The sequence below is a fragment of the Metasolibacillus meyeri genome, assembly GCF_003049505.1.
Lineage (GTDB): Bacteria > Bacillota > Bacilli > Bacillales_A > Planococcaceae > Metasolibacillus > Metasolibacillus meyeri.
In genome coordinates this window covers 1-24,786 of record NZ_PYWN01000057.1, presented here as the reverse complement: position 1 = coordinate 24,786, position 24,786 = coordinate 1, and the positions used below count along the sequence as shown (strand labels likewise).

The 24,786-nt window shown below is 37.7% G+C and carries 24 protein-coding genes, 1 tRNA gene and 2 pseudogenes; 24 read left to right on the top strand and 3 right to left on the bottom strand.

Annotated elements, in window-relative coordinates:
- Positions 1-349: 349 nt before the first annotated feature.
- The 3 genes from C9J34_RS09410 to C9J34_RS09400 all read right to left on the bottom strand — a co-directional run bounded on the left by C9J34_RS09410 (position 350) and on the right by C9J34_RS09400 (position 2,628).
- On the bottom strand, positions 350-1,216 hold the full coding sequence (locus tag C9J34_RS09410) for a permease prefix domain 1-containing protein (RefSeq protein WP_107839612.1): 867 nt from the start codon (positions 1,214-1,216) through the stop codon (positions 350-352).
- Position 1,217: 1 nt separating this feature from the next.
- The gene (locus tag C9J34_RS09405) at positions 1,218-1,541 is read right to left on the bottom strand and encodes a PadR family transcriptional regulator (RefSeq protein ID WP_107839611.1); all 324 of its coding nucleotides are present in this window, start codon (positions 1,539-1,541) and stop codon (positions 1,218-1,220) included.
- A gap of 391 nt (positions 1,542-1,932) precedes the next feature.
- Entirely contained in the window at positions 1,933-2,628 is a 696-nt protein-coding gene (locus C9J34_RS09400; RefSeq protein WP_107839610.1) for a hypothetical protein, read from the bottom strand.
- A 979-nt stretch (positions 2,629-3,607) separates the two neighbouring features.
- On the opposite strand from C9J34_RS09400, the gene C9J34_RS21915 reads away from it, so the two are divergent.
- From C9J34_RS21915 to C9J34_RS09280, 24 genes and pseudogenes are all read left to right on the top strand, one after another.
- Complete coding sequence (locus tag C9J34_RS21915) at positions 3,608-3,763, top strand: hypothetical protein (protein WP_193768953.1); 156 nt, start codon at positions 3,608-3,610, stop codon at positions 3,761-3,763.
- 367 nt (positions 3,764-4,130) lie between these two features.
- Positions 4,131-4,202: transfer RNA gene (locus C9J34_RS09395), tRNA-Cys, on the top strand.
- A gap of 481 nt (positions 4,203-4,683) precedes the next feature.
- Entirely contained in the window at positions 4,684-4,923 is a 240-nt protein-coding gene (locus C9J34_RS09385; RefSeq protein WP_107839608.1) for a hypothetical protein, read from the top strand.
- A gap of 15 nt (positions 4,924-4,938) precedes the next feature.
- Positions 4,939-5,064 (top strand): annotated as a pseudogene (locus C9J34_RS22840) (transposase); the annotation flags it as partial.
- Between the two features lie 274 nt (positions 5,065-5,338).
- On the top strand, positions 5,339-5,839 hold the full coding sequence (locus C9J34_RS22615) for a transposase (RefSeq protein ID WP_107839606.1): 501 nt from the start codon (positions 5,339-5,341) through the stop codon (positions 5,837-5,839).
- Positions 5,840-5,894: 55 nt separating this feature from the next.
- Positions 5,895-6,422: pseudogene (locus tag C9J34_RS22610) on the top strand (transposase); the annotation flags it as partial.
- 45 nt (positions 6,423-6,467) lie between these two features.
- Positions 6,468-7,349, top strand: coding sequence for a GNAT family N-acetyltransferase (locus C9J34_RS09365; protein ID WP_107839604.1), 882 nt, complete (start codon positions 6,468-6,470; stop codon positions 7,347-7,349).
- A 65-nt stretch (positions 7,350-7,414) separates the two neighbouring features.
- A complete protein-coding gene (locus C9J34_RS09360; RefSeq protein ID WP_107839603.1) occupies positions 7,415-7,885 on the top strand; it encodes a hypothetical protein in 471 nt (156 codons plus the stop codon).
- A gap of 90 nt (positions 7,886-7,975) precedes the next feature.
- Positions 7,976-9,382 carry an anthranilate synthase component I family protein gene (locus tag C9J34_RS09355; RefSeq protein ID WP_107839602.1) on the top strand — a complete coding sequence of 469 codons (1,407 nt, stop codon included), beginning with the start codon at positions 7,976-7,978 and terminating at the stop codon, positions 9,380-9,382.
- Positions 9,379-9,954, top strand: a complete 576-nt coding sequence (gene pabA, locus C9J34_RS09350; protein ID WP_107839601.1) for an aminodeoxychorismate/anthranilate synthase component II — start codon at positions 9,379-9,381, stop codon at positions 9,952-9,954. The genes C9J34_RS09355 and pabA overlap by 4 nt, the downstream gene beginning before the upstream one ends.
- Positions 9,955-9,958: 4 nt before the next feature.
- The gene (gene pabC / locus C9J34_RS09345; RefSeq protein ID WP_107839600.1) at positions 9,959-10,816 is read left to right on the top strand and encodes an aminodeoxychorismate lyase; all 858 of its coding nucleotides are present in this window, start codon (positions 9,959-9,961) and stop codon (positions 10,814-10,816) included.
- The gene (gene folP / locus C9J34_RS09340) at positions 10,810-11,661 is read left to right on the top strand and encodes a dihydropteroate synthase (protein ID WP_107839599.1); all 852 of its coding nucleotides are present in this window, start codon (positions 10,810-10,812) and stop codon (positions 11,659-11,661) included. Before pabC ends, folP begins: the two co-directional genes overlap by 7 nt.
- Complete coding sequence (gene folB, locus C9J34_RS09335) at positions 11,661-12,032, top strand: dihydroneopterin aldolase (RefSeq protein ID WP_107839598.1); 372 nt, start codon at positions 11,661-11,663, stop codon at positions 12,030-12,032. The genes folP and folB overlap by 1 nt, the downstream gene beginning before the upstream one ends.
- On the top strand, positions 12,025-12,525 hold the full coding sequence (gene folK / locus C9J34_RS09330; protein ID WP_107839597.1) for a 2-amino-4-hydroxy-6-hydroxymethyldihydropteridine diphosphokinase: 501 nt from the start codon (positions 12,025-12,027) through the stop codon (positions 12,523-12,525). The genes folB and folK overlap by 8 nt, the downstream gene beginning before the upstream one ends.
- Positions 12,526-12,708: 183 nt before the next feature.
- Complete coding sequence (gene dusB / locus C9J34_RS09325) at positions 12,709-13,686, top strand: tRNA dihydrouridine synthase DusB (protein ID WP_411830079.1); 978 nt, start codon at positions 12,709-12,711, stop codon at positions 13,684-13,686.
- A 311-nt stretch (positions 13,687-13,997) separates the two neighbouring features.
- Positions 13,998-15,530, top strand: a complete 1,533-nt coding sequence (gene lysS, locus C9J34_RS09320; RefSeq protein WP_193768951.1) for a lysine--tRNA ligase — start codon at positions 13,998-14,000, stop codon at positions 15,528-15,530.
- 293 nt (positions 15,531-15,823) lie between these two features.
- Positions 15,824-16,297: a hypothetical protein gene (locus C9J34_RS09315; protein WP_107839594.1), complete on the top strand. Its 474-nt coding sequence runs from the start codon at positions 15,824-15,826 to the stop codon at positions 16,295-16,297.
- Positions 16,298-16,333: 36 nt separating this feature from the next.
- Complete coding sequence (locus tag C9J34_RS09310; RefSeq protein WP_107839593.1) at positions 16,334-17,488, top strand: transglutaminase domain-containing protein; 1,155 nt, start codon at positions 16,334-16,336, stop codon at positions 17,486-17,488.
- 170 nt (positions 17,489-17,658) lie between these two features.
- Entirely contained in the window at positions 17,659-18,228 is a 570-nt protein-coding gene (locus tag C9J34_RS09305; protein ID WP_107839592.1) for a LemA family protein, read from the top strand.
- Position 18,229: 1 nt separating this feature from the next.
- A complete protein-coding gene (locus tag C9J34_RS09300; protein WP_107839591.1) occupies positions 18,230-19,024 on the top strand; it encodes a TPM domain-containing protein in 795 nt (264 codons plus the stop codon).
- 85 nt (positions 19,025-19,109) lie between these two features.
- Positions 19,110-20,072 (top strand): putative zinc-binding metallopeptidase, encoded by a 963-nt coding sequence (locus C9J34_RS09295; protein ID WP_107839590.1) that lies wholly within the window; start codon positions 19,110-19,112, stop codon positions 20,070-20,072.
- Between the two features lie 128 nt (positions 20,073-20,200).
- Positions 20,201-23,395 (top strand): GAF domain-containing sensor histidine kinase, encoded by a 3,195-nt coding sequence (locus C9J34_RS09290; protein ID WP_107839589.1) that lies wholly within the window; start codon positions 20,201-20,203, stop codon positions 23,393-23,395.
- A complete protein-coding gene (locus C9J34_RS09285; protein WP_107839588.1) occupies positions 23,370-23,996 on the top strand; it encodes a response regulator in 627 nt (208 codons plus the stop codon). The genes C9J34_RS09290 and C9J34_RS09285 overlap by 26 nt, the downstream gene beginning before the upstream one ends.
- Before the next feature lie 167 nt (positions 23,997-24,163).
- Positions 24,164-24,445 (top strand): hypothetical protein, encoded by a 282-nt coding sequence (locus C9J34_RS09280; protein ID WP_107839587.1) that lies wholly within the window; start codon positions 24,164-24,166, stop codon positions 24,443-24,445.
- Positions 24,446-24,786: the final 341 nt, after the last annotated feature.

Genomic DNA, 24,786 nt, shown 5'->3' with positions numbered 1-24,786 from the left:
ATTGTGCAAGCACAATTCAAAATCCCGACGCAATTACGCCTCGGCGTAATTGATTGAATATCAATGTCGATAAAGTGAAACAAATCTGAAAGTCCCTTTAGTATCTAATCGCACAATGAGAAGTTAGCGAAAAATGGTCGTTATTAACAGCAAAAAGGAAATACTAAGAGAATAGTGAAACATTTGATTAAATCAGTTGCGGTTTAATCGCAACTGTAGTCTTTTTTATTAAACTGACTACAAAATAGGACCAAGTTCGTAAGGGAACCCTTTTTTTAATTTATCAAATGAACTGTAGAATGTGAGTTAAGTAAGTGTATCTAAAAGCTTTCTCTTAGTTGAAAGGGAGTTACCAATTGAATATTTCAAATGTATATAAATATATTAATACACAAACAACTACTTGAATTCCGATACTCCATATTACAAGAGAAGGGCGATAGCTACTAATTAGTAAACTACATAACCATAGAACTGTAGCAGTTAGCACTGGGGACAATAATAAGAATGGATCTGCTGCCCCGAAGATTACAAAACCAATTAATGTTAAAAAAGTGTATCCCAACACAACTATTCCACTAATAGTATTACAAATAACGAGTAACACCCTTTTTTTGATTTGAAGTGAACTGAAATGCTTCTTTATTGGCTGATAAATTGCTCCAATTACTATGTTTATTATAATAGCTATTATGAATAGGAAAGCTAAAATACGCAAAACCCAAGACATTATTTGCGTTTCCACTATATCCATCAATAGTATTCCGTAAAACCATGAAAGGATATATATAAAACAGAAACCAATAAAAAGCATTCTATACCTTGCTATTAATAATTGTCTTTTTGTTAAAGTAATCGTTATGCTAGACATAATTCCTAGAGTAATTAACCAAAGATAAGGAATATTCATATCTCGTATGAATACCAATAATGTGAGAAGTAAGGAAAATATAGTGGAAACTCCTACTAACCAGTACATAGCAATAGTTCGTTGTGGAAATAGGGATTTTGCTAATGCTTTTCCAACCAAATCTACATTCCCAAAATCACGAAGAGTTTTTTCTACAGCTTCTGTCGCAGTATATCCTTTCTCAATATAGGTTTCTTTTCTTTCATTTAAATAGGACGTCAATTCCGATTTTAAGCCAAGATATTCTACTTTCTTTACTTCTACTCGCTGCAATACCAAATCGATGTAATTTTCGATACTCGACATATTATGTCTCCTCCAATGCAGATTCGATTAATTGATTGATTTTTCTCCAACCTTCTAATTTGTTATTAAATACAGCTCGCCCTGAATCAGTTATTTTATAATATTTCCTCCTTCCACCAAAATGTTCTTCCCCCCAATAAGATTCAATATACTTACTTTTTTCCAGGCGTTTTAATAAAGAATAAAGTGTCCCTTCACTTATTCTAAAGTGTTTTTCACTTGCGTCATATACCTCTTTAATAATTCCACCACCATAGTTATCCTCTTTAATGATTCGAGAAAGAATTATTAATTCTAAGCTTCCTCGTAACTGCTCTTTATCCATGCATTTTCACAGCCTTAATTATTATTAGTTAAGTACATAATATAACGATGTACATAATATAGTCAAGTGAAATGATTTAGAAAATTTACGAAATTAAAAATAGCTTGTACCGCATTTTTGTTTTCTTCATAATGGAGTTCTTTAGATTAAGTAATTGTTGTAGGATTGGTGTTTAGATGTAAATAAAAAGGGAGGTATAGTTGTAATATTTCACCTAATGAGGGTGGCGAATTTTGAAGAATAAGGCTAAATATTATAAAGAAAAAAAGGTAACCTTCGATGTGATTTGCAATCGAAAGTCACCTTATGTGATTATTAAATGATTTTCTAAATTAACAGGTACATGTTCAGCAATCTCACATTATACAGTAATGTAGAATTTAATTATGAATTATTTACATTTCTGTGCGTTGGCGTAAAAAGTTGTACGAATTAAAGCTGCAGCGTTTGTTCCGTGAGACTTAATACAATCTAGTAAAATCTTATCGCAGCAAGGATCCCAGGAACCAAAATTATCCCAACATCTATCGTGTGCTACGCAACAAGAATCAGTTGCATTTATAGGGGCACCGCCACCAAATGTTTTATTGTACCCACAACCAGGTCCACAATGTTGATATCCAGGTATACAAAAAGGTAGATCTTGAACATCAATATCATCTAAATCCTGTTCCTCCTCATCTGGGTATGTTAGGGCATCTAGTTCTGAATTATTTTGAGTAAGGTTAATTTCATCCTTATCAAATCCAAAACCATATAAAATCTTGGTTGGACTCTTTTCGAGTACACTCCCGTAATAATGGTTGTCAGAATTCGGAATCTCATTGTATAAAATACTAATACTTTGTTCCTTATTTGCAAGGATGATAAGAGTGCCAGGCACTGTTTGAACTTCATCAGCTTCTATTGCAATAATTGCATCAAAACTGCAAGCTTTGTAAGGAGTTAGATCCTCTAAATTGAATTTTTTTACGGTTCTCATAGCGCTAATAAGAATTTGGAACTTCTCTTCTTGGTAAAGTGTATTTAGCCTCTTTTCTAATTCCTCTCCTTGAATGTCTTTTTTGTTAGATAATGAAATACCCATAAAATTTTACCTCCTAAAATAATTTTTGTAGAACGTTTTTTATTTCACGTTCATTTAATAAAGTGAAATAGGTATTCAAAATATCAATCATAGTGTGTTTGTAAATAAATACCTAACAATATAATGAAAAATAGTTAAGTTAAAAACCTTAATTGATTAGAGTAATCATTGATGCAGATTATATTTCTAATTAGTGGAGTGTTACAGAGTTTAAGTAAAAATATCGTCATTTTTTATTAGGAGTATTACTAATAACTAAGTTTTACTAAATCTATTTAAAGTAAGTTGAAAGTGCTTCATTTTCTATAAAGCCCATTATTCTTTGTATCTAAATAATATATAAAAGAAGAGAGGTTCTCCTTTTAATTAAACAAAATTTGAACGTATCTGTATTATTTCGTACAATAAGAACCCGTATTTAATCAGCTACTTATTGCTGTGAGTGCCTATGTTTTACATAAAAATATATACGTATAAGGTCACAAAAAACAATGTCAAAACCGTATCATTCCCAGGTTTCATATACCTGTTTCTTTGAGATACATTATTACTATGATGAAGGATTGGGTGCGAAAAATACTTAAATTAAATTGTTAGATTAATCTAATCAATTAATGACCTTAGGGCTAATAAATAAGTATGTGTGTGATTTACTTTTGTCACTTTTCTTCACTTTATTAATTAGAAGGTCAGTAACAAAAAATTATTAAGGAATTTTATATTATTGATTTTCTTCACTTTAATTGTATAAAAACAACTTAGAATTTTAATAGTGTACCTACTTAATTATGCGCTTTGCAGGTGTTGTCCGCAGGTAAAGCCGTATAAAATAATTACCTTAAGGCAGTATGATGGATGCACAGGTTTGTAATTCAAGAATCAAAGTAATTTGTGTATTGATAAAAGGGTTCACAGTTAATATTTTCTGTTTTTGATATACAATACTAGTGGAATTTCTAAATAGGAAGGAGGATAAACTATGGCTAAAGAACAACATGTTAATACGCAATATGTACCAGGATGTGGTCCTGAAAAAGATCGTTTGTGTTGTAGGAATAGCGAGCAATGTTATAAAGAGTCAATGTATGTTAATGGGAAAATTTTGTATACTGGAATTTGTTGTCGTGATTGGTGATATTTATAGTATTAGATGAATAATTGTCATACTGAACTAAGGCATGAGACATAAAAACACCTTTTATTGAATAACGGGTATTTTAACCTGAAATATTCAAGGTAAAGGTGTTTTTTTATGGGAATAAGAGTCGACTATCTTATCGAAATTAATGTCATTGAAATAGCAAGTATATAAACTAAAAATATAATTGGTATACTATGTTTTGGAAATCGGCCCAAAGTGCTGTAGAAGTCTGTTGGTAAATAGCTGCCTTTATTATAGGGAGAAGTAAACGTGATTTGGATTAGGAATTGTATTTATAGTTTTAAAGAAATTTATATTACGATTTCATTTTTTTATTTAACTTCACTTCTATACTTATAATGGTAGCATAGCCAAGAGGTCAAGGCCAAGGTCTGCAAAGCCTTTATCCCCGGTTCAAGTCCGGGTGTTACCTTACTATAGTTATATTTGAGGTGAAAAGAATGGATAACGTTGAGGGGAAATTCGAAAGATATAATCAAATTAAAACAGATCTCCTAAAAATGTCTAAATGCCTTGAGCATTGCGATGAGTCTCTAAAAGAACTATATCAAAATATTTGCATTGAATATTCGGTGGAGCTAAAAAAAATAAAAAAATCGCTAGAATTAATATATGATATTAAGGTTTGTCAATGCTGCTCCAAAAAATAAGCATGAGAATCGTATGTCATTTTTCCACAATACAAATGCTAATTTAACTTCTTTCAGCAATATTTTTGTATTGAAAGCGAAGCGACAGATACAGAAGTCTCCGATCTCTATAGGTGGCGAGATGAATGCTTTATTTACTTTTGGTGGCAGCCCTCTTCTTATCACTAAAAATGCATACAAAAAATCGTCCTATCTTGTAAAATGAAAGTGACCAAACCATCATTTCAGAAAGGACGATTTTTTATGTGCAATCCTAAGATTACTAACGAAAATTATAACACTGAACAAACTTCACTTCCACTCAGAGCTCAACAAGGAACTTCCATTTCTACAAAAGGGAGCGCGCCGACCTTTATCCCGTACAACAACCAACAAGGGATGTCTCTTTTCGATATTCAAGACTTGATTCCATCTGAACATGTATCACGTGTGATTGATGAAATGATTGAACGCATAGGTGACCAGATCTTTTTTCCACTATAAGGGAGGGGGCGCAGTTCTTTCTATTCAAAAATGATGACGAAGGTGCTTCTCTATGGGTATTCACAAAAAGTGTATTCTACTCGTGGAATTGAAAAATTATTGCATGAAAATCCACCCGCAATGTGGCTATCGGCAGGATAGAAGCCGGACCACCGTACGATTAACCGATTTCGTTTACATCAATTAAAAGACATGATGAATTCGCTTTTTGAACAAATGATTCAGCTACTTATCGAGCAAAACTATATCACGATGGAAAATTATTTTTTGGATGGTACTAAGATAGAAGCCGATGCCAATAAATATTTTTTTGTATCTTGAATTTACAATATAAGTGCAACACCAAAAGAGCCTCACAGATGCAAATCTAGTAAAATAGTGTTTACGACGACAACTATTGAAAGGATTGAAAACTATGAGTCTCTATAAACATCTTACCATAGACAAAATAGAGACAGAAGAGGATGTTGCTGTGCGTAAAGATCTCCGTTCGCAGCGTAGTAATCTGAAAAAAACATTAAAATTAATTCGTGAAAACTTCTTACCACGCCTGGCTAAATACAAAGAACAACACAAAATCTATAGTGACCGTAATAGTTTTTCCAAAACAGACCATGACGCTACATTTATGCGTATGAAAGATGATCACATGAAAAATGGTCAACTCAAAGCAGCGTATAATGTACAAATGGCCACAGAAATCAATTCATTTCATTTTATTTTACTTTATTCGATACATCAACGTCCGACCGATCCGCGCTGTTTTATTCCCCATTTAGAGAAATTAGTAGCGCCTTGTTTACCCATGCTGAAAACAGTGATAGCAGATGCCGGATATGGGAGCGAAGAAAATTATCTCTATGCGATTGGTGATGAAAAAGAACCACGATTCGGCTTCCTTATGGCATGTATATAAAGGAAAAGTCACGAAGCTATAAGAAGAACCTAAAACATGCAAAAAAAATTGGGATTATAATGAACAAGACGATTATTTTATTTGTCCAAACAGGCGAAAAGTAATATTTAAAAAATACATAAAGAAAAAGAATGCCACGGGTTACGAACAAAATTTGAAAGTTTATGAATGTGAAGATTGTTTAGATTGTCCATTGAAAGCACAGTGTATAAAAGCCAAAGGCAATCGCCAAGTACAATGGAACCCTATTTTTGAAGAAATGAAGGCAAAGGTAAAAGCAGCTCTTGAATGTGAAGAGAAATCACGTATCTATGCGCAACGTAAGATTGATGTAGAAAGTGTGTTCGGTCATATCAAGGGCAACCGGTCGTTCCGCAGATTTTTATTGCGAGGCCTTGATAAGGTTCACACAGAGTTTGGGATTGTGGCATTAGCCCACAATCTCTTGAAAGTAGTGGGCATCCGCCAACTACTTTCAAAAGGAATAGAGAAAAACACAAAATCAGGTGTAGAAAAACGATTTATTTTTCTACACCTGATTTATTTTAGAGGCTTATTAGATAGCCCCATCATGATAATATGAGAAAATGGAAAGAGTTATTTAGACAATATTAAACGAGGGGTTACTATGGAAATTAAAATTATTCCACCACAAGACGTAAAAGAAATCTCTATTTATCTTGAAAAAATGAACACAAAAAGTAGCAGCCACATTGGATTTTGTGGAGAGCAAAATGAAGAAATATACGATTCTTTAATGAATGATTTTTCTGATTTAGAATTGGAAGATTCTTTTTTAGTTGTATATGATCAATCTAATATAGTTGGTGCGATTGGATTGGATATTGATTTGGACGGGGAGTACGCTGATATATGGGGGCCATTTGTCACGGATGACAATATAGATGTTGCGCAAGCATTATGGAACAAAGCTCTTCTTAAAATACCGCAAGAGGTAAAGTCTTGTTCCTTTTTTATAAATAAAGATAACTTATTTGTAAAAGAATTTGTTATGCAAAATAACGCTCAATACTCAGGCACAGATTTGGTTCTTCATATAACAAGAAGTATATTTACTAAAGAAGCCATTACTACTTCAGAAAAAATAGACAAAGAATACTATGATTCATTTATCAGTTTACATGATGAAGTCTTTCCAAAAACATATTTCAATTCCTATTCTATATTAAATAGGTTGAATAGCAGAAATGATCTACTAATTATAAAAGGAAATGAATCTAAAATTAAAGGTTATGTGTATATAGAAGCAAAGCCAGAGCATAAAGAAGGAAATATTGAGTACATTGCTGTATCTACCGAATTTAGAGGTCAAGGGGTTGGGAAAATGCTCATAATAGGTGCTTTGAAGAAGCTTTTCTCATATCCTAGTATTGATGAAATAACTATATGCGTGTCATGTGAGAATGAAGCGGCAATAAATTTATACAAATCTGTTGGGTTTAAAGAAAAGTATGTTTTGGATAGTTATGATTTAACGGTAAACAATTAAGTGAGATTCAAATAGGTTCTGATGTTAGTCTAAATTATGAACATTTTATTTTAGGGGGTTTTTTAGTGACCTTATATAGATTTTTTTCCTCAAAATCAAGTTTACCTGAATGGGGTGAGAGCGGGTTTAAAGAAATTGCAAGAGAACAATTTAATCCACTGGGTATAGAATTTTACTTTACCTTACCTGAAACCCCGGATAAAGTTGTTTATGTGGAAGATGTGTCGAGGCTCGAACAATTTCAAGTTGTTAAATGTAATCAGCTTCCTGAAGATACAGGAGAACAAATTCAAAAGCCATACATATATGAATTACGAGGTAGAATAAGCGAAGAATATTTGACGAATCTTGTGCAATTTGTGAAGGAGCATGTAAAGGAAGAGGACAAAGTAGAGCTATGGTCAATATGGCATGGCGAGCGTGTGAATTCTAACCAAATGAAGCGATTGGTGCCACAAACAGTGACGATAGCAGATTTGGATTTTTTACATCAATGTCAAAACAGCTGTATCAAGTTTTTTCCGAAAAATAAATGAATGTGAAAAACTGTCCAGAGAGCAATTCCTTTCTGGACAGTTTCTATGTTTTTAGAGTTTAATAAGAGTATATGTGAAGGGGTGTACACGATGGAAAATTTACAATGCGTAACATTATTTATGACAAAAGACGCGTTTTTTTATAGCTATAAGGAACAAACGATTTTAGAGAAAAAGCATGCATTTTTAGAGAGTGGTCGTGGTGGTCGTTATTCAGTTGCAGCATGGAACCCATTTGCGACAGTGTATGCACAAAATGATGGTCTGCAAATTGAAGAGCAAGAGGAATCACGCTTTCAACAAGGAGAGCCATTAGCATTATTAGAGCAATATTTACAAGCATATGAGCTGAAAAAAGAGGACGAGCTACCTGACTTCCAAGGTGGAGCAATCGGCTTCGTATCATACGATTATGCACGTCAAATAGAAAATTTACCGGCGCTTGCAACAGATGATTTACAAGTACCAGATATTTATTTCTATGTTTTTGAATATTGGGCTGTGTTTGATGCGGAAACAAACCGTGTGACATTAATGAAGCGTCCTGAAAGCACGATTGATTTGCAGGAGTGGGCACTTAAATGGCAGGAGTCTGCTGAGCAGGGGCTAGGCAAGCGTTTGTTCCATGCAGAGAAAGCGGCTGAGGTAACGAATGATGAAAGTGAGTTATCGGTTTCATTTTTAGGCGAGGAATTTGAACAAGCTGTACACAAAGTACAGGAGTATATTGCACAAGGTGATGTATTCCAAGTGAATTTATCTGTGCGTCAGGCAAAGCCGTTACATGCAGCACCAATCGTCATGTATGAGGCGGTACGTTCGTTTAACCCTTCTCCGTATATGGCTTTTATTGCAGCGCCGGAGTTTTCCATTGTAAGTGGTTCGCCAGAGTTGTTAGTGAAACGTAAAGGCTCAGCATTATCAACGCGTCCAATTGCAGGAACGCGTCCGCGTGGTCAATCTGAGGAAGAGGATATTCATTTAGCAAATGAGCTAATCGACAATGAAAAAGAGCGAGCAGAGCATGTGATGCTCGTGGATTTAGAGCGCAATGATTTAGGCAAAGTAAGCCGTTATGGCTCTGTAGAAGTAGATGAATTTATGGTCATCGAGCGCTATTCTCATGTCATGCATATTGTATCGAATGTGCGTGGTGAAATCGCGGATGGCAAGACGAATGCAGACGTTATTCGTGCGATGTTCCCAGGTGGCACAATTACAGGTGCACCAAAAATTCGCACGATGGAAATTATTGAGGAGCTAGAGCCTGTGCGTCGGGGGTTATATACAGGTTCAATAGGCTGGTTAGGCTTTAATGGAGATATGGAACTTAATATTGTTATTCGCACAGCTTATATTAAGGATGAAACAGCGTATATTCAAGCGGGTGCAGGTATTGTTATTGATTCTATTCCTGCCAATGAATACATTGAATCGCTGAACAAGGCGAAGGCAATGTGGCAAGCAAAAGGTATGGCTGAAGGGGTGTTAACATGATTTTAATGGTTGATAATTATGATTCATTTATTTATAACTTGGTGCAATATTTAGGCGAGCTTGGCGAGGAGCTAAAGGTTGTACGCAATGATGTGATTACAATTGCCGAAATTGAAGAGCTTGCACCAAAAGTAATCGTTATTTCTCCAGGCCCATGTACGCCAAATGAAGCTGGAGAAAGCTTGAACATTATTCAGCATTTTGCTGGGAAAATCCCGATTTTAGGTGTTTGCTTAGGACATCAAGCAATTGCCCAAGCTTTTGGTGGTAATGTCATTCGAGCAGAGCGTCTAATGCATGGCAAAACGTCACCTGTCTATCATAGTGAAATCGGCTTACACCGCAAAAATACCAATCCATTTGCAGCGACGCGTTATCATTCATTAATTGTAGAAAAGCATTCGTTACCAGATTGTCTAGAGGTTACATCGTGGACAGAGGAAGGCGAAATTATGGGCTTACGTCACAAGGAGTTTGCGATTGAAGGTGTGCAGTATCACCCAGAGTCAATCATGACAGAGGATGGTAGGCAGTTATTAAAAGAGTTTTTAGAACTGTATTGCAAGGGGTGATACAATGATTTGTTGGATGAATGGGCAATATATAGATGCAGAGGAGCTTATGGTATCGCCATTTGATCATGGCTTTTTGTATGGCTTAGGTTTTTTTGAAACGATGCGTACATATAAAGGGGAGCCTGTGTTTTTGCAGGACCATTTTCAACGTTTGACAGAATCGCTGAATACTTATCGCATTTATATGCCATATACGCTGAATGACGTAGTAGAAATAATGCAGCGCTTAAATGAGTTAAATGGTGGTGGCGATGGGTATTTCCGTATTAACGTATCTGCTGGTGTGCATGATTTAGGTCTTGCTACTGACGAGTACCCAAAGCCAAATGTCATTATTTTTCGCAAGCCACTTGCATTGCTTGAGCGCGGAACGGAAAAGCAGGCTGTTTTGCTGCAAACTGTACGTAACAAGCCCGAAACAGATATTCGCTCAAAAAGTCATCATTATGGCAACAATGTGCTAGCACGCATGGAGTTGCCTAATTTAGCAAGCTATGAAGGCTTTTTCTTAACAGAAGAAGGTTATATTGCGGAAGGCATTACTTCAAATATTTTTTGGACAAAGCATAATGTGTTATATACGCCGTCTTTAAATACAGGGATACTACCGGGTATTACCCGCCAAATTGTGATGGTGATTGCGAGGGCACTTGGCTATGAAGTGCGTGAAGGCTTATATGATCAGCAAGATATAAACGAGGCACATGAATGCTTTATTACCAACTCCATACAAGAGCTTGTGCCAATTTCATCGCTTGGTCACAAATCCTTTGCGGGGGTAGATGGGGCTGTATATCAGCGCCTGCACCAAGCATATATAGCTGAGGTTCGGCAAGTTGTAGGAGGAAAATCATGTTAGAACATTATCAGACACCACTCGTTTTAAATGGGATTGAATTAGATTTTCATAAGGAAACGGTCATTATGGGGATTTTAAATGTCACGCCCGACTCATTTTCGGATGGGGGCAAGTTTAACTCTGTTGCATCGGCTATCGCACAAGCAAAGCGCATGGTTGCGGATGGAGCGAAAATTATTGATGTCGGTGGAGAGTCAACAAGACCAGGGCATACACCAATTTCCGAAGAAGAAGAAATTGAGCGCATTGTGCCAATTATTCGCGCATTAGTCGAGGAAGTACCTGCGATATTTTCAGTCGATACGTATAAAGCAAATGTAGCACGTGCCGCAATCGAAGCAGGTGCACATATGATTAACGATATTTGGGGAGCAAAAAAAGAGCCTGAAATCGCACAAGTCGCAGCTGAATGCAATGTACCCATCATTTTAATGCATAATCGTCAAAAGGAAAGCTACGTTGATTATTGGGGAGAGTTCCAACAAGACTTAAAGGACAGCATTCAAATTGCGACAGAAGCAGGTGTACCACAGCATCATATTATGTTAGATCCGGGCATTGGTTTTGTGAAAAATCTACAGCAAAGTATTGAAACAATGCAACGCTTAGATGAGCTTGTGGCATTTGGCTATCCAGTTTTATTAGCGACATCTCGCAAGCGCATGATTGGGGCAATTCTTGATTTGCCTGTCGATGAGCGTATAGAAGGAACGGCGGCTACTTGTGCATTTGGCGTGCAAAAAGGCTGCCATATGATGCGTGTGCACGATGTAAAAGAAGTGGCTCGCACAGTAAAAGTAATCGATGCATTGGTTGGCAAGTTTGAAGTGAAAGGTGAGCTATAATGGATTATATACATTTACGTGATATGCAATTTTTCGGCTATCATGGCGTTTTGAAAGAGGAAAATATCCTTGGTCAACGTTTCCGTGCTTCAGTATCATTAGCTGTTGATATTCAAAAAGCGGGACAAACCGACGATTTAGATGATACGGTGAGCTATGTTGGTGTTTATGATATTTGCCGGGAAATACTTGAGGGCAAGCCATTCAAATTGATTGAGGCAGTTGCTGAAACGATAGCGACAACCGTTTTACAGCGCTACGAAGGACAAATTTTCGGTTGCCGTGTGGAAATTATCAAGCCAGACCCACCGATTCCTGGGCATTATAAAGAAGTGGCTGTTGAAATTGTGCGAGGTAAATTTTATGAATGATGTATTTTTATCAATCGGCACAAATATCGGTGAACGTGAGGGGAATTTAAAGCAGGCTGTGCAATTATTACGAGAGCAAGTGGAAGTCGTCAAAGTGTCGGCTGTTTATGAAACGGCACCAGTCGGCTATATCGACCAGCCATCCTTTTTTAATATCGCTGTACATGTTCAAACTGAACGAACAGCTGAGGAAGCGCTCGCTGTTTGCCAGTCGATTGAAAATGAGCTTGGGCGTGTGCGCGATATTCGTTGGGGCCCCCGTATTATCGATCTTGATATTTTACTTTTCAACCAAGAAAGTATTGGAACAGATAGCCTGATTGTGCCGCATCCACGTATGTATGAGCGAGCTTTTGTATTAGTGCCTTTAGTCGAAATTAGCGAAAGTTTTGAAAGTGGGCAAATAACACAAGCTCGTGATACACTAGCTAAGTTGGACTTACGACAAGAAGGTATTACTCTGTGGAAAAAAGCACAGGATTTTGATAGATAAGGCTAGTGGCATTTTCATGCTACTACCGCGGGAGCAATGTTTATTTTAGTGAATATTGAATACAAAAGCAAAATTTGACTGAAAAGGCATTCCTTTTTAGTCAACTTCTTCGTTACAAACAAAAGGAGGACATCAAGAGTGAATAGTGCACAGCAAAAGCCATTTCAAATTGCAGACATCGTCATGGATAATCGCGTTGTATTAGCCCCGATGGCTGGAATTTGCAACTCGGCTTTCCGTTTGACGGTGAAAGAGTTTGGTGCAGGTTTAGTTTATGCAGAAATGATTAGTGATAAAGGAATCGTTCAGCGCAACGCCAAAACATTAGGTATGCTTTATATTGATGAGCGTGAAAATCCATTATCACTACAAATTTTTGGTGGTGACAAAGAAACGTTAGTCGAAGCAGCGAAATATGTAGAGGAAAATACATCTGCTGATATTATCGATATTAATATGGGTTGCCCAGTTAATAAAATTATTAAATGTGAAGCTGGAGCACGTTTGCTTTTAGACCCAAATAAAGTATATGAAATGGTCGCAGCAGTAGTGGATGCGGTGAAAAAGCCTGTATCGGTAAAAATGCGTATCGGCTGGGACGAACAGCACATACTGGCAGTTGAAAATGCGCAAGCAATAGAGCGAGCAGGTGCAGCGGCAGTAGCTGTCCACGGTCGTACCCGCGTACAAATGTATGAAGGCAAGGCGAACTGGGACATTATTCGCGATGTAAAGCAAAATGTCGGTATTCCTGTACTAGGAAATGGTGATGTCGAAACACCGCAAGATGCAAAGCGCATGCTTGAAACAACGGGTGTGGATGCTGTAATGATTGGGCGCGCGGCATTAGGTAACCCATGGATGATTTATCGCACCGTGCAATATTTAGCAACAGGCGAGCTAAAAGACGAGCCATCTATACGCGAAAAAATAGATGTATGCTTATTGCACTTCGAACGTCTAATGCAACTAAAAGGTGAGAAAATCGCAGTACGTGAAATGCGTAGCCATGCCTCATGGTATTTAAAAGGCATTCGTGGCAACGGTAAAATTCGCAACGCAATCAATCAAACTGAAACAAAGGAAGAGTTGTATATGTTATTGAATGATTTCGTTGCAGAATACGAAGAACAAGACGCGCTATTGCAAGAAATTGTATAAATGATAGGAAGCTACTGAGATTATACTCTCGGTAGCTTTTTAACGCTTAAAATTAGGTAAACTTGCTGATAGAACAGCTAAGATTACTGATAGAACCTTGAAAGTTGCTGATAGCGATTAGAAGTGATCAAATAAACCTCAAAAGCGCTCAAATAACCTCAAAAAGTGATCAAATAGCTCCCAAAAACGCTCAAATACTTCAAAAATGCTAAATCGCCAATTTCGACAATAAAATGGCACAGTCGATATTTTTGCTTGGAAAAGACTAAAAAAGATGATTCCCCCCTCGAAATTGTGTACAATAATAAAATATGAACAAAGCAGACCAATCAACTATAGGAGTGAATAACGTGTCAAATATAGAAGAATTAAACGACCAACTTTTGGTGAGACGCCAAAAGATGACAGATATTCGTGAAGGCGGCCTTGACCCGTTCGGTAGCCGTTTTGAGCGCACACATTTATCGAACGAAGTAGTAGCAGAGTTTGATGCTTTCGATAAAGAACAGCTAGAGGCAGAGCCCAAAAGTGTAACAATCGCAGGACGTATTATGACGAAGCGCGGCAAAGGGAAAGCGGGCTTCGCACATATTCAAGACTTAAGTGGCCAAATTCAAATTTATGTACGTAAAGATGCAGTTGGTGACGAAGCATACGAATTGTTCAACAAAGCTGATCTTGGCGATATCGTGGGTGTTACAGGTAATGTGTTCCGTACACAAGTAGGTGAGCTTTCTGTTAAAGCAACAGAATTTACATTTTTAACGAAGGCATTACGCCCAATGCCAGAAAAATTCCACGGCTTACAAGATGTTGAGCAACGCTACCGCCAACGCTATTTAGATTTAATGACGAATGCAGAGAGCAAGGAAACATTTATCGCGCGCTCTAAAATCATTCGTGCAATCCGTAACTACTTAGATAACCACGGCTATTTAGAAGTGGAAACACCAATGCTACATACGATTGCAGGTGGTGCAGCGGCTCGTCCGTTTATTACACACCACAATGCGCTTGATATGGAGCTATATATGCGTATTGCAATTGAGCTACATTTAAAACGTTTAATTGTTGGTGGTTTAGAAAAGGTATATGAAATTGGACGTGTATTCCGTAATGAAGGAATTTCAACACGTCATAACCCAGAGTTCACGATGATTGAATTGTATGAAGCATACGCAGATTACAATGATATTATGAACTTAACGGAAAGCCTAATTGCTCACGTGGCACAAGAGGTCTTGGGCACGACGACAGTTCAATACGGCGAAGATACAATCGACTTAGCTGTAGGCTGGAAACGCATGCACATGGTAGATGCAGTCAAAGAGGCGACAGGTGTAGATTTCTGGCAACCGATGACAGTTGAACAAGCTCGTGCATACGCAGCAGAGCATGGTGTGGAAATTAAAGACACGCATGAGGTGGGGCATATTATTAATGAATTCTTCGAGCAAAAAGTAGAGGAAACATTAGTACAACCAACATTCATTACAGGTCACCCAGTGGAAATTTCGCCATTAGCGAAGAAAAACCCACAGGACGAGCGTTTTACAGACCGATTCGAATTATTCATCGTACGTCGTGAGCATGCGAACGCCTTTACAGAGCTAAACGACCCAATTGACCAACGTGAGCGCTTTGAAGCACAAATGGCTGAAAAAGCAGCAGGTAACGATGAAGCGCATGAAATGGACAATGACTTTATTGAAGCACTAGAATACGGTATGCCGCCAACAGGTGGTCTAGGTATCGGTATTGACCGTTTAGTAATGCTATTAACAAATTCACCATCGATTCGTGATATTTTATTATTCCCGACGATGCGTCATATTACAAAATAAGGATAATGTTGATTGCTGTTATCCAAATATAAAAAAGCGTTGCCTCATTATATTGGCGTACAACTAGAGAGACAGGAGAATCCCCACAGATTCTCCTGTTTTTTGTATTGAAGGAATAAGGTCAAATCATGGAAGTATTTTTGAACATGCTGTGAGCGCCCACCATCTATCTCTTTAGGAATAGAATTTACAAAAAGTAACCTTATTTCTTGTCATATGACAAGAAAATGACGGCAGTCACTATTTTTCAAACCGTGCCTTTTGTTACGCTAAATAAAAGGAGTTGTGTACAAATGAAAAAATTACTTTATATGAGTGCGTTTGTTTTCATGTTAGGAGCTTGTGGAGGGGAAACATTAGAAGAAGTGGATTTTGAAGATTTGACTGAAGAACAGCAGCAAGCGTTAACAGAAGAGCTGATAGCGGAATCAGAACGATTACAGCAAGAAGATGATGCTAAATTCAAGGAAGAGTCGATTCATTTAGATTTTGCAACAGCTAGCACAGGTGAATTACCGATGGAAACAAAAGTTTTCATTACAGGGGAAATCACAACCGTCTTAGAGGAAGTGAATCCAAGTGAGTTCCTCTTTGGCAAGTATCTTGTTACCACAACAGAAGGTACATTTTATATTGAGATGGTAGTAGGCACAGAGATGGCTGAAGGCAATCAAGTAACGCTTTATGGATATTATCTTGGTACAGACTTCTATCCAGGGGATGAGCAGTTTCCAACAATTGGTGGGAAGCTTGTAGAGTTTCACTAAAATGGTGACAGTCAAACTACATCAGGAGGATAAACGATGAAGAAAAGATTACTATTTTCTGCTTTATTAGCACCCGTCGCGATTGTTTTGGTTATACCAATGGAAGCGCCCGCTTCTGCTGCTTCTACTTCTACTACTGTAGCAAAAACGTATAAAGAACTTTTTGCACAAACATTAAAAAATATGCAAAACTACAACACGAGTTTCCGCATTGTTTATAAAGGGAATTTGGAGAAAGTTGATCTCGATAAAATGATGGATGAAGTATTTTTAAAAGATACCTATGTATATGCTACGAACGAGAATTGGGCTTGGACATGGAGAGGCGAAAAAAATCATTATACCATTGACTTTACAGCGAACTATACAACGGATAAGAAGAAAGAGAAGATGGTGGATACCTATGTACAAAAAACAGTTGCTGCGATTATCAAGCCGAAAATGACGGGCGTAGAAAAAGTGAAGGCGATTAATGATCACGTTGTTCTGAATACCGTCTACTCTGAAGAATCAAAGCATACACCACATGCAGCTTACACAATTATTACAGAAGGAAAAGGTGTGTGTCAGGCATATGCAGCGTTAACATACAAACTGTTAAAAGCAGCAGGGATTAGCAATTATTATGTAACTGGTTTTACAGATGAAGAACACGCATGGAACCTTGTGAAAGTAGATGGTAAATGGTATCACTTAGACACTACATGGAATGACCCAGTATTCAATAAGTCAGCACAAGATATGTCTGATTATATACGTTATCAGTATTTTTTAATATCCGATGCCCAAATCAAGCAAGACCATCGAATGGATTACCCGAAAAAGTTTCCGGCTGCGACAAGTGAGCGCTTTGTGGAGATGCGCTCTATTGAGATGCCTGTAATGGTTGGAAGTGTTTTATACTATGCAAATGAGCGAGATGATACATTGTATAGACTGCATCTCAATGCCTCCACACCAACTGCACGAAAAATCAGTGACATGCGGGTGGGATTTTTAACGTATGCCAATAATGCGCTCTATTTCAGCAACTACTCCAATGGGGGATACTTGTATAAAAGAGATTTAGCAACGGGTCAAGAGATCGAGTTGGCTAGAAATCGTATTAGCGCTATTACAATAAGCAAAGGTGAACTATTGGCTTATTCAGGCAATCAAATTGTTTATCGCGAAAGTGTGCAGAAAAATTAATAGCATCAGTGAAGGCTGTTCGAAAAGGGATGTATCTATCCTCTGTTGAACAGCCTTTAAAATTTCACCTTGTCATATGACAAGAAAATGACAGCAGTCACTATTGGTCTACCGCTCTCTTTGCTACATTGAAAATAAAAGAAATAGTAGTGAGGAAGGGGGAATTTTATATGAAGGGGAACAAGGTAATTTTAATTGTAGTAGGTATCGTTCTGCTCGGAATCGGGTGGTTTGTTATCAAATATAATGGATTTGTACAAAAAGAAGAGGCAATTGAATCCTCGTGGGCACAAATTGATAATCAGCTACAACGCCGTTTTGATTTAATTCCAAATTTAATTGAAGCGACAAAAGGGTATATGGCGCACGAGGAGCAGATTTTTACATACCTTGCAGATGCACGAGCAAAGTATGGGGAAGCGACAACAGTAGAGGAACAAGCTACGGCTAGCGATGAATTGACAAGTGCTTTAGGTCGACTCTTAGTTATTGTAGAAAGCTATCCAGATTTAAAGGCAAACCAGCAGTTTACGCAGTTAATGGATGAGTTAGCAGGCACGGAAAATCGCTTAGCTGTTGCACGCCAAGATTATAACAATGATGTACAAAGCTTCAATAGCAATATTCGTACATTCCCAAGCAGTATGATTGCAGGGATGTTTGGCTTTGAACGAAAACCGTACTTTGAAGTAGATGGTGATGCAAACCAAGTGCCGACTGTAGATTTCGGAGGTGAGTAGGATGAAAAGGTGGTTGTTCTTGTTACTCATACTGTTTGTAACGATACCACTCAATGCCTTCGCATCAATTCCAGATCGTCCAACGACGTCAGGCTTTGTTTTTGATTATCAAAATGTCATTAATGATGAGGTTGAACAAGAGTTAAATAAAGTGGCAGAAATGCTGAACGAACAAAATAAAATGCAATTGTTTATTTTGACAGTTCCTACAATCGGCGATATGTCAAAGGTTGACTATGGCGTACAGGTCATTCGTCAATGGGGAATTGGTCAAAAGGATCTCAACAATGGAATGTTGATTTTTGCGACAACCGATCAAGGCGAAGGGAAGAATATCGTGAGAATTGCGATTGGGCAAGGCTTGGAGGGAGATTATCCTGATGGCAAGACAGGGAGATTGCTTGATGATTATATGATGCCTTATTTAGTAAATGGGGATTATACAACCGCTTTTTCAGAAGTAGTGGACGCTATTCGCATAGAGGAAGACATCGATTATGATGGTTTATCGTTATCCTTTGTGGAGTTTATAAAAAGGGATTTAGCGAATGATTTTTCAGAAGACCCTATTGGTTTTTCATTTGTGCTTCTTACAATTATAGGGTGCATACTTAGCGTTTTCTTACTGATTGTGGAGGGTATTTTAATGCTATTTTTTGGCTATAAACCAAAACGAAGTATCTGGCGTTTTTTTGCAGGTGGTGGTTCGAGTGATGACAGTGGCAGTTATTCGAGTGATAGTTATTCAGGCGGTGGTGGTAGTTCATCAGGCGGTGGCTCTGACCGAAACTTTTAGAGATATAGAATTGGGGTTATTGAAAAATATTTTTTCGATAACGCCAATTTTTTGAAGTAGAATAATAAATAAAAGGAGATAAAGGATGCGAATATTAAAATTTACCTTGTTGCTGCTTGTATTATGTTTGGGCTTAGCAGGTTGTAGTGAGTTATTAGAAGAGACGGAGAATGAAGTAGTCATTGAAACAAATGCAATGGCTGAAGAGGTGCTCCAAAATAGTTGTCTGGCTGGTGAGATTTATATTGCAGAGGAAGATACATGTGTGTTGCCACTAGAATGTGATGACTATGATTCCTGTGTAGCTCGTGGAGATGAGCTTGTTTATTTGTTAGAGGAGGAGTATGGGGCATTGACGGCGGAGGAATCCGTTGCGACGGATTTAGAAGGTACGCATGACCTTTTTGTCTACGAAATAGATAATGGTAAGGAAATGATTTTCACAGATGCTGATGTGACAGATGAGGAAATTGATTATCATGCAGAGCTTTGGTTTGACTTTGCTTGGCTCATTCCAGAATCAGAGCGTGAGGAAATCAACCAATTCATCATCTTTGAGAGTGGCGATACATTAGCTTATGTCAATCAGCACGATGATAGCGGGCAGTATTGGACGCTTGGTATGAATAAAGAAAACATTGAGCTAGCCTCTGAGACGATGATTACCTATATCCATGAATACGCCCATTATTTATCTTTGAAGGATGGCGAGCAAAATATTTGGGTGGAGCTAGATGCTTGTGAGGATGTGTTAATTGAGGATGAAGGGTGCTTTTATGAGGATGCATACTTAACTGATTTTTATCAGCAGTTTTGGAATCCAACAAGTGAGTATGAGGAGGATTATGTGTCTGATTATGCCTCTAGCTCGGTTGTTGAAGACTTTGCAGAGTCCTTCGCGCATTTTGTGTTAACACCACAACCGATAGAACTAGATACATTAGCGGCTGAAAAGATTGCTTTCTTTTATGAGTATGAATATTTTGTTGAGTTACGCGCACAGATTTTAACGCGCGCGGCGACATGGTTAGTGCGTGCAGTTGTGTAAATTTATAGGGGGTGTTTCGATTGAGTTCGAAGTACCTCCTTCTATATTGATTCCCGCTTTCATGCAGCTAAAATTTCTGAATAAAGTAGGTGAGTCCTATATTAAAAGATGAGTATTACATTAAGTATATGAATAACCCGACAGCACAGTTGCTTACACAGGCAGCTTTTTTAGGGCATCAATTCAAATTGCAATTACTTGCTGATATGACAGGTTATCCATTACAGCAGTTACAAGAATCTTTACAGGTGGCAATTAATCATCAATTAATTTATCAGCTATCGAACGAGCAGTATATTTTTCAACAGGAAAATATTCGGCAAGTGTTTGAGCAGCGTGCAGGTGAACAAGAGCGAGAACAGCTTCATTTAAAGGCAGGTAAGATTTTGCTGCATGAAGGTGTGTCTGTAGTTACGGTTGTGCGACATTTTAATCAGGTGCGACAGCATTTTATTGCAGAGGGAAGGCAGCTAGAGATAATTGAACTGAATTTTCAAGCTGCAAAGGAGGAGACGGCTGACGCTGTTTATTATTTGCAGCATGCGATGGACTTGCTATTAGATGAGCATTGGCAACAGCATTACGAGCTCGTTTATGCAATTTATCAATTTCGTGTGGAGTTAGCTTTAACGAATGAGGATTACGATATAGCAAGGAGCTTGTGCCATGACCTTCTTTTACAAGCACGAGCAACTATGGATAAAGCGCAAGTATATCTTTTGCTTATACAGTTAGAGCTTTATCAGGATCAATATGATCAGGTGTTGCAATTAGGGAAAGAGGCACTCGTTTTATTGCAGCTCCCTATTAGATTGGAGATTGGCAGGGTTAAGGAGTATTATTATTGGCTTCGTATAAGTAGACGATTAGGTAAAAAGCCATCAAAGAAGCTCCCCCTCATGCAAGATAAGCGAATGAAGCTAGCTGCGCGCATTTTAGTCTATATGGCGAATGCCTGTTTTGTATCGAATAGAGAGGGATGGTTGTCAGCGGTTGTCATGCTGCTTGATATAACATGGGATTATGGCATAACGGATGAGTCAGCCTATGGATTTGCTAGTTATGCCCTAATTCAAAGTGCGCTCGCTTTTGACAATGAATCGGCGTATGCATATAGCAAGTTTGCAAGTGAGTTAGTGAAGGGCAATTTAGAAATGACGATGCAAATTAATACAATTATTATGCTAAGTCAAGATAGCTGGAGAAGATACGAGCCTAATTTTCTTTTGTCTATAACCGACTACGCAAATCAACATGGGGTTTTATCTAAAAATAAATGGCAAACGAACTATAGTTTTTTGGTGAATTTAGGGTTGATGTTTAATTTTAGTTATCCGCTAAAAGATTTATACGCACATCTGTTGTCGAGAAGCACCGTATTCGGTAAATCTAGGGATACGTTGCCATGGCAATATGCAAAGGCGATGTCTGCATTGCTCACAAGATTAACAGGCTACAGAGCGGCGAATGACCCGTTTATTTCTGATTATCAAGAGGTTAGTGGACATTATGAAGGCTCATATTTATATGAAGTGTCTTTATGGTATGAGTATATTATCGCCTATTTATTTGGTGATTATGAAGGAGCGTATGAAAAGATTGTAGAAAGCATTAAGGTTGCTGAATCACATAATAAGCGCGGATTTTCCAACATGCACAATTATTATTACTATGTACTAATTGTGAAGGAATTGTTTGCGGATGCGGAACCAGCAAGACAAGTGACCTTGAAGCGTGAAACGAAGCGCTATGTAAAAAAGCTACAGTATCTGGCGAAGCATAGCCCTGAGAATTATTTGCATAAATATTTGTTGGCAAAGGCGGAATATCAAAAAATGTTGGGTCAAACGGCTGACAAAGTGGGGGCGATATATGAAGAAGCAGTGAATGCAGCCGCTCGTTATGGCTATGTTCACGATGTCGGCATTATTTCTGAGTGCTTTGCGAAGTACAGCATTCAGCGCGGTAAGCAAATGCAGGCGAAGGTGTATATGAATGAAGCGTATATGGCTTATCGACAATGGGGGGCATTCGCAAAAGTCGAGGCGCTTGAGTCGCAGTACGGTCACTTATTATTGAAAAAAACAACGGATTTAGCGCGTGTGGACTACTTAACGATTGTTTCCTCTGCCCAAACTTTATCTGAGGAAATTGAAATTGAGCAACTGCTTCATAAGTTATTGCGGATTATGTTACAAAATGCGGGTGCGGAATACGGTGCTTTGTTACTTGAGCATGAAGGAAGCTGGTTTGTGGAAGCGCATGGTACGGCAGAGAATTTAATCGTACAGCCTGTGCCGCTACAAGAAGCTGGTGAATTAGTGCCAGTTACAGTCATTGATTACACGATTCGCATGAGACAGGAAGTCGTTTTTCATAATGTGATGAATAGTGGCTTTACCCAAAATACTTATATCCAGCATCGGCATTTAAAGTCTGTTCTGTGCCTTCCAATCACACACCAGAATAAGTTAATATCTATTTTATATATGGAAAATAATTTACTGGAGGGCGTGTTTACGGAGGAAAGACTTGATATGCTGAAGTTGCTTTGTTCACAGTGTGCGATTTCGATTACCAATGCGAGGCTTTATTCAGATATTCAGTATTTAACGAAAAATTTAGAGCAGCAAGTAGAGGAACGCACAGAAAGCTTGCAAAGGTCAATGCAGATGACATCTGAGGCTTTAGCTGAGATGTCTGTGTATGCAGAACGCAACCGAATTGCACAGGAGATTCATGATATTGTTGGGCACACATTAACTTCGACTATTTTACAAATCGAAGCGGGGTGTAGATTGCTGGGAAAAGATAGGGATTCAGCGGTGAAGCGATTGATAGATGCGCAAGACCTTGTGCGTCATAGCTTAAGCGAGATTCGCAATTCTGTGCATATGTTGAAAGAGGATAAATATTACAATGTGAAACAAGCGCTATACGTATTGATTGAAGAAACGGAGCACAATACAGGTGTCAGCATTCATGCTGAAATCCATGCTATGGACCATTTACCTGCAATTATGAAAAAGCTACTTTATCATGCTTTACAGGAAGGGCTGACAAATGGTATTCGTCATGGGCAGAGTAGTGAGTTCCGTTTCATTTTAAAGGATGATGGGGAAGCCGTAATATTTGAATTGTTGGATAATGGTGTTGGAATGGAGAAGTTAGTATTAGGCTTTGGGCTTCGTATGATGAAAGATCGGGTAGAGCAGCTAAAAGGTGTATTTTCTATAAAGATGGAACAGGGGCAAGGCTGTTTATTGCATATTACATTGCCATATAGGGGGGAGATGAATGATTACAATTTTAATCGCGGATGATCAAATGCTGATACGTGAAGGGTTAAAAACCATTATTGATTTAGAAGATGATATGCAAGTGGTTGCGCTAGCAAGCAATGGGGAAGAGGCTATAGCTTTAGCTAAGCTTCATCGACCACAGCTCGTGATGATGGATATTCAGATGCCAATTATGGATGGGCTTCTAGCATTAAAGGCAATAAAGGAACAGCTGCCAAATACATTTATTTTAATTTTATCTACTTTTTTAGATGAAGATTATATCGTGAATGGTTTAGTCAATGGGGCAAGTGGCTATTTATTGAAGGATATGGTGACAGATAAAATGCTGGCCTCCATTCGCGATACAGTACAAGGACAGCTTGTTTTGCCTTCTGTAGTAGCGGTGAAATTAGTTGGCATATTGTCACAAGCTAGTACAATATATAATGAGAAAATGGAGTTAACACAGCGAGAGCTAGAAATAGCAAAATTAATTGTTGTAGGCAAAAGCAATAAAGAAATAGCTGTAGATCTTTACATCGCAGAAGGCACAGTGCGTAATTATGTAAGCAATTTATATAGTAAGCTAGAAGTCATTGACCGTGTACAAGCAATTGTGAAGCTGAAAGGATATTTGTGAAAGTTAAGTGAAGCAGAAATGTTGATTTTTCAATGTTTCTGTTTTTTTCTTTTAAAAAGAACAACTTGATGGTTCACATGATAGAAGAGAATGGAGTATAATTTTCTAGTCTTTAATTTTTAAGTAGAAAAGATTTAGATGAAATATAGCTTTAGTGGGGGTCTATAATGAACTATAGAATCATAAATAAACAAGTATTTGAGCAAGCGCAAGTTCGTTCGGTGTCGGATGTGGTGTTTACTGAGGAAGAGTTAGAGAACGGCATGAAGTTAGCTGTTTCTAAAAAGGATCCAACATTGGCGTTGTTTTTAGTAGACGTTGATGGTCAGAAGAAGTTTGATGTGCGTTGGGATGATTCATCTGAAGTTTTCAATGGCTGGTATTCTGCGTGGGACAATTTTGTATGGTGTTTAAGTGTAGTAGACACAGAAAACAACAAAGAAGCATAATGAAAGAAGCGGGGGTTGAGTAAGAAAAAGTGCTTTGATTCCTGCTGTCTTTTTTTAAGAAAAAGAAGTAATTCATAAAAAATAAAATTTATTTCAAAAAAGTGCTTGCATAATGCATGGTTTATATGTTAAATTATTAGACGTCGCCAAGAGCGATACAGAACGAAATATCTACCTTACTTTTGGGAAAATGATAATTAAAAAGTTTTGAAAAAAGAGTTGACATGAGATGATGTTGATGGTAAGATATAAAAGTTGCTTCTGAGAGATGCGACAAAGAAATGAAGATGAACCTTGAAAACTGAACAAGCAAAACGTTAATGAAAAACGTTTCATTTAAT